Origin of the sequence: Duganella sp. Leaf126, assembly GCF_001423125.1 — a bacterium.
In the GTDB taxonomy this organism is placed as follows: domain Bacteria; phylum Pseudomonadota; class Gammaproteobacteria; order Burkholderiales; family Burkholderiaceae_D; genus Rugamonas.
The window spans coordinates 1-5,630 of the sequence record NZ_LMNW01000017.1; the positions used below are offsets into that span (position 1 = coordinate 1).

3 protein-coding genes and 1 pseudogene are annotated in these 5,630 nt (G+C 55.6%); 1 reads left to right on the forward strand and 3 read right to left on the reverse strand.

The window, feature by feature from the left end; all coding sequences use genetic code 11:
- A pseudogene (locus tag ASF61_RS11270) lies at positions 1 to 450 on the reverse strand (hypothetical protein); the annotation flags it as partial.
- Positions 451 to 566: 116 nt separating this feature from the next.
- Here ASF61_RS11270 and ASF61_RS22755 point away from each other — a divergent pair.
- A complete protein-coding gene (locus ASF61_RS22755; protein WP_229205806.1) occupies positions 567 to 1,163 on the forward strand; it encodes a DUF4291 domain-containing protein in 597 nt (198 codons plus the stop codon).
- Here ASF61_RS22755 and ASF61_RS11275 read toward each other — a convergent pair.
- Both ASF61_RS11275 and ASF61_RS11280 read right to left on the reverse strand, forming a co-directional pair.
- Positions 1,152 to 1,490, reverse strand: a complete 339-nt coding sequence (locus ASF61_RS11275; protein ID WP_200919846.1) for a hypothetical protein — start codon at positions 1,488 to 1,490, stop codon at positions 1,152 to 1,154. The genes ASF61_RS22755 and ASF61_RS11275 overlap by 12 nt on opposite strands.
- A 6-nt stretch (positions 1,491 to 1,496) precedes the next feature.
- Entirely contained in the window at positions 1,497 to 5,624 is a 4,128-nt protein-coding gene (locus ASF61_RS11280) for a hemagglutinin repeat-containing protein (RefSeq protein WP_056155592.1), read from the reverse strand.
- Positions 5,625 to 5,630 lie beyond the last annotated feature (6 nt).

The following is a 5,630-nucleotide window of genomic DNA, read 5'->3' on the forward strand; positions in this document are numbered from 1 at the left end:
GGCGACGGCGCTGCTGCTGCCGGTCTGCGCAATCTGTCCGGCGCGGTCGGTGCCGCTGACAGCCGCTGCGGTGCTGACAGCCTTGACGTTGATGCTCGACGCTGCTGTCGCGCCGAGCGCTCCCGCATTGCTGGCAACGCCGGCGCCCTGCGCGGCAGCTGCGCCCGAACCGGTAACGGCGGTGCCGCTGGCGACGGAACCATTGATGGCGCCGGGGCCGCTGACAGCACCGACGCTGCCGGCCGCCTGTCCCTGGCTCGCACTGACACCTGCGACCGGACCGGCGTTGTTGCCCACCGTGTTGAGCCAGACGTTGACGTTGGTGGCGGTGGCGCCGGTGGTGGGGCCGGCTTGCCGAGGTGCTGCACGCGTGGTTGCCTGGTAGCCTAAGTTAGGTAACGCTTCAGCAGTTAGGCGTGCCCCTAAAGCACCACCGGAGCCACCGATCAACTACAATTGGGTCTATCCTGTCTGAATTTTATCCATTCAAACCGTGCGGAACTTAGCCTGCTCCCGGTCACAAATTAAATTATCGATCTACTGGCGTCCGCCAAACTATATTAGTTATGATGCAATTCCATATCGAAAAAACATCAGCAATCCCTCATCGACAGATCAGGGCTACCTACGACGAAAGTACTATTCGTGTGTATCAAGCCTATTCTAAAGAGATCGCCGAAGCTGCGTTAACAACCGGCACGTTCACTTCTCCGCCGTTCAAAATGGACCGAATGACGTGGATAAAGCCGTCGTTTCTATGGATGATGTATCGATCTGGATGGGGACTGAAAGATCCTGGGCAAGCCCGTATCTTGGCAATTGATATTTCGCGTGAAGGCTTCGAGTGGGCGCTTGCTCACTCCTGTCCCAGCCACCCCGACGAATCAATGGCAATGGAAGAATGGCAGCGAGTCAAAGAGAATGCACCGGTCCGCATCCAATGGGATCCGGAACGGGACTTACTGCTTCGTCCGCAAGCGCACCGTGCCATTCAGATGGGGTTGAGCAAGGAGGCGGTGAAGTTCTATACGAGCCAGTGGATTAGCCAAATTAGTGATGTAACACCACTGGCGCACGAAATTCATTGTCTCGTGTTAGAAAATCGATTTATCGATGCAAAAGCAAAACTCCCAGCAGAACAACCGTATTTGCTACGCATATGAGCCAAACGGCCCGTACACCACACCGCCCCCCTGTACAATATCTTCGAAGTCAGCCTGACTAATCATAGACTCTGCCTGGTCGGGCCACATTTCGCCGACGTGTTGGGTCCAGTTTTCTGAAACCATCTCATAGATGGGCTGCATGATTTCCTCAGGATACAGTCCGTCTCCAGAGAGTTTTTTTAATGATTTCTCTGTGGCCTCAATATAATCCCTTCCCGTCGAGTAACAACTTACATATGCGCCTGAAAGATCATTGGGCATAATCGATGACTGTTTCAATCTCTTTACGTGGAAGGGAATAATAAATACTTTAGTCAAATCCATTTCCTTTCAATGCAATGTTTTAGGATCAACGATTCGTGTAGTATTAGGCTTAATCGCCTCCCTCAACCACTGAATCTGTTCCGCCGTTCGTAGACCAAATTGATCCGGAGCCCGGTTTATATCCACCTTCAACGGTGCCGTCGGATTAGCTTTAACCGAGTCGCCTTTGTCATATACAGCAGTTGCCCGTAACTTTTCAAGGAAGGAAAAATCGACCTCGACTGCAGTAACGATGGCGTCCCCCTTTCTATTTACCAAAGCAAATTCTTGCGCTCTAAGCGGCTGCCCGATATTAACAAACAAAGTACGCTCACTTCCCGAAGCTGTAGTCACCACTGGGACTGTGCCGTCAGCTGCAATACGCTGAGCAAAGCCGACATCATCCACGCGATAGAGAGTTACCGTCTTTCCTCCCTCACTCACAGCACCACTAGAGAAAGTTGTGTTTGTTTGGCCTTCCATGACTGTGGCTGGGCTTGCTGTTAAGGTTCCAGGGCGAAGTGCCCATTTCCCAGCCACTGCACCAATTCCCCCAACTAGTGCACCGACGGAAAACCCCTTAGCAGCTGCGATTAGTCTTGTCGTTTCCCTTTCATTATAGATTTGCAGTTCACCAGGGGTCGGATTATCCGGTTTTAAATTTTCGCCCGTGGTTTTCCAGAAAAATTCCCGATAGTTCGCGTCATTGTTGTACTGGCGGTAGACCATACCGTTGTAGAAATCGCTGGTTTTTGCGACCAACATCTTCTGTGAGACACCACTATCGTCAGTAAACTCGATTCCTTTTGCATTCCCCGCAATATACTGCTTAGCGGCAAAATACGCTCGAGTTTCTTCCATGGTGGCTGGACCGAGAGTCAATTCCATTGCTGTCATCGCCAGCTTATCGACGTTGGCTTCGCCCGCGGTTGTCAACAGGGACATTGCTTCCGCGGCGGTTACAGGACGCTCAAGTTTTTCTGCAAGTTCCTTTGCAAAGGCAGTTGCATTCTTAGCAATCCAGGCGATCTCCTTCGGATGCAGTTGCCGGTTATTTGTATCAACAGCAACCGAGTTCGCTGCACCTGCTACGCCGCCAACCGCTCCACCTATTCCAATAGACGTAAGCTCCGCCAGTCCTTGAGCGAGCACGGTGGCGCTCTCGGGACTATATCCCCGATCTTCCAATGCCAGTCGTGCGTAACTCTGTAGCTTTTCCATCTGGTTCGCCATGCTTGCTACTCCGCCTGCTCCCAACGCACCGCTAACGCCCCCCGTCAACGCCCCACTCACGGTGTGTAATGCGACGCGATATGTCCCGCCTTCGGACCAGCTCTTTCGCTCGTCCAACAATTCGGCCTTTTTCAGTGGATCAGTTTCTGACAAGAGTTTCTGATCGATCTCGGCAATCTGTTTGTCGGAATAGTCGGCAATTGCCTTCGGCGCCTGCTTGCTGAATTCCTGCGTAATAGCTACCCGCGCATCAACCTCTTGCTGCAGCGCCTTTGCGTCCCAGCCCTTGGTAAGTGCATCGGTGGTTGCCATGCTTTCAGTGGTCACGCTGCGGTCAATGGAGGCCAGTGCTGCCTGGGTGTCTTTGCCCGTCGCCAATTGTTTGCTGGCATCGGTTATGGACACTGAGCCGCCGCTGATCGCGCTGGCTGTCGTGCTAGTCTGACTACCGCTAACCGAACCGAAGCCTGCGCTGGCGCCAGGCTTCCCGTCCGCAGTCGCCGCTTTTAATTGTTCTTCCGAGAGATTTCTTTTAGTTTCGTCGGGAATATCCGACTCTTTGGCGCCGCTGCCAGACACTGATCCCGAGAATGCATAGCCGCTGGCACTGAAGCTGTCTCTGTTCTGCAAATCGCTCGCCGTCAGGCTGCCCGTCGTCACTACGTTACGGCCTGCATCCACAGCTTGCTGGCTGCTGCTCAGCAAGCCGCCAACTAGCGCAGTGTTACCGCCCACCATGACCTGAAAGCCGCCATCACCGGTCTTGATACCGCTCTGTTCGAGAACCGACAGAAAATCGCCACTGACCTTCGATTTGCTGACGCTGGTACCAACCGTGCTGGCGCCATAACAGAACGGCGGTACGCAAATACTGGCGTTGACTCCTGAGCTGGATTGTTTGCTGTCGAATTTGCTGCTGTCTTGAAGACTTTCTATGTTCAAATTGCCCTTGATGTCGGCGACAACCTGCACTGCTGTGACCACTGCTCCCTTCAACGTGGTGTCATTACCGCTCACCACAGTCACCTTTTCTCCTGCATTGACATGGGTATTCGTGTACCTGCGATCGTCGCCATCTCCTTTGCCACGAGCTTGGCTGGCTGCAAGATCAATCGTGAAGCCATTCGACGTGCCGCCTATGCCGAACCCGATACCGACACTTGAGCCACTGGACTTATTCGTGCTGTGCTGGCTGGCTGTGCTGGTCGAGGCCAGCAAGTTGACGTCATGGTCCGCTGCCAGCGTGACTTCCTTGCCTGCCTGGAGCTCACCCCCCGCGATAATCACGTCGCTTTCTTTGCCTGCACCACTAGCCGTAACGTTGACGTTACCGCCAGCAGAAACGCTGGATCCGATCGCCGTCTGGCTGGCCTGCACAGTATTGCTCTCGCTCTTGGAGTTACCCAAGCTGAGGCTGACGTGAACGCCCGCATTCTGAACGGCAGCCAGCGACGTTGGCATACTGCTGAGAGATCCGGCAGCGTTCAACGCCGCCAATGCCTGCATGCGCGAATCACTGGTATTGCCGGCAGCCTTGACCATACCAGCCGCACTCTTGATGGCTTCGACAGCCGGGGCGGTGACCGTGCCGCCAATTGCCGTCTTGGCATATGTCGTATGGTCGGTACTGTTATTGATATTGGTGGCGGCGTTAATCAGTACTTTGTTTGCAAGAATACTAATGTCGCCCTCAGGCGCCAGCACATCACTGGACGTCTGCGTATAGTTCTTCCCCGCCTTCAACTTGACATCCCCGCCCAGGCTGGCAACCTGGCTGCCGACCTGACTCACACTGTCGAACTTGCTGTCCTGGGTGGTCTTCACGGTGCCGATTGCTGGCTGGAAGCGGGTGCCGATCGAGCCAGACTTGGTGCTGCTGCTCGACGATGCGCCATCGCTGGTGTTTTGCGCACTGGTGATCGTCAAATCGCGACCGGCTGCAATGACGAGGTCATTGTCAGCGACAATTTTGCTGCCGCTGATGGCGGCGTCCCGTCCACTGACGGCGACGAGGCTGCCAGCGCTCAGCTCGCTGCCGATCTGCGTCAGGGTCTGGTCTTTTCCGGCGGTCTGATCCTGTAGCTTGCTGTAACCGAGATTTCCGCTGGTGACATTGAACGAAAAGCCGCTTTTCTTTTTCTCGTAGCTGTGCTGTTCGGATCCTGACTGGCCTACACTGCCGATCAGCAAATCGCGACCGGCATCAAGGCTCAGCGCATTCTCGGCAGTCAGGTGGCTGCCCGCGATGCCGATGTCCTGACCGGCCTGCACTGTCACTGCGCCGCCAGCAACGGAGCTGACGAAGACGTTGGTGGCAGTAGTGGCGTCCGCCTGCGCGATGCTGGTCTTGCTCAAGCCAAAGCTGCCGCTCTTCCTGACATCCCTGGTGTGGCTCTCGGCACTCGCCAATCCGACAGCACCGATCGAGACATCGTTTTTGGCCAGCAGGTTCAGGGCGTCCTGCGCCTGCACCGACGATGCCGCCACGGTCAGATCATGGCCGGCAGCGATAGTGACCGCTGCACCACTGAGCGACGAACCCAGGGCGGAACTGGTTTCCACCGTATCGCGCGTGACCGTGGTCTTGCTGGAGAATGTACCCTTTTTCTTGACCTTGCTGGCAGTGTCGGTACGCTCCGTCTCCACGCCATTGAGGACACTGATATCGTTTCCGGCAAACAGTTCCAGCTTGCCCTCAGCCTCCACCTTGGCGGCCTTGGCGACCAGATCATTCCCCGCCCTCAACGACACATCCCCCGCCCCGGTAATCTGGCTCCCCACCTCGCTCGCCATGCTCTGCTTGCTGTAGTTGTCGGCATTGCGCACCACATCATGGCTCGATGCAATGTCGACCGTCTTGAGATTCAGGTCGTGGCCGGCGGCCAGGCCGGTGGTGCCGTTGACGCCGGCGTTGGCGATCACGGCGGC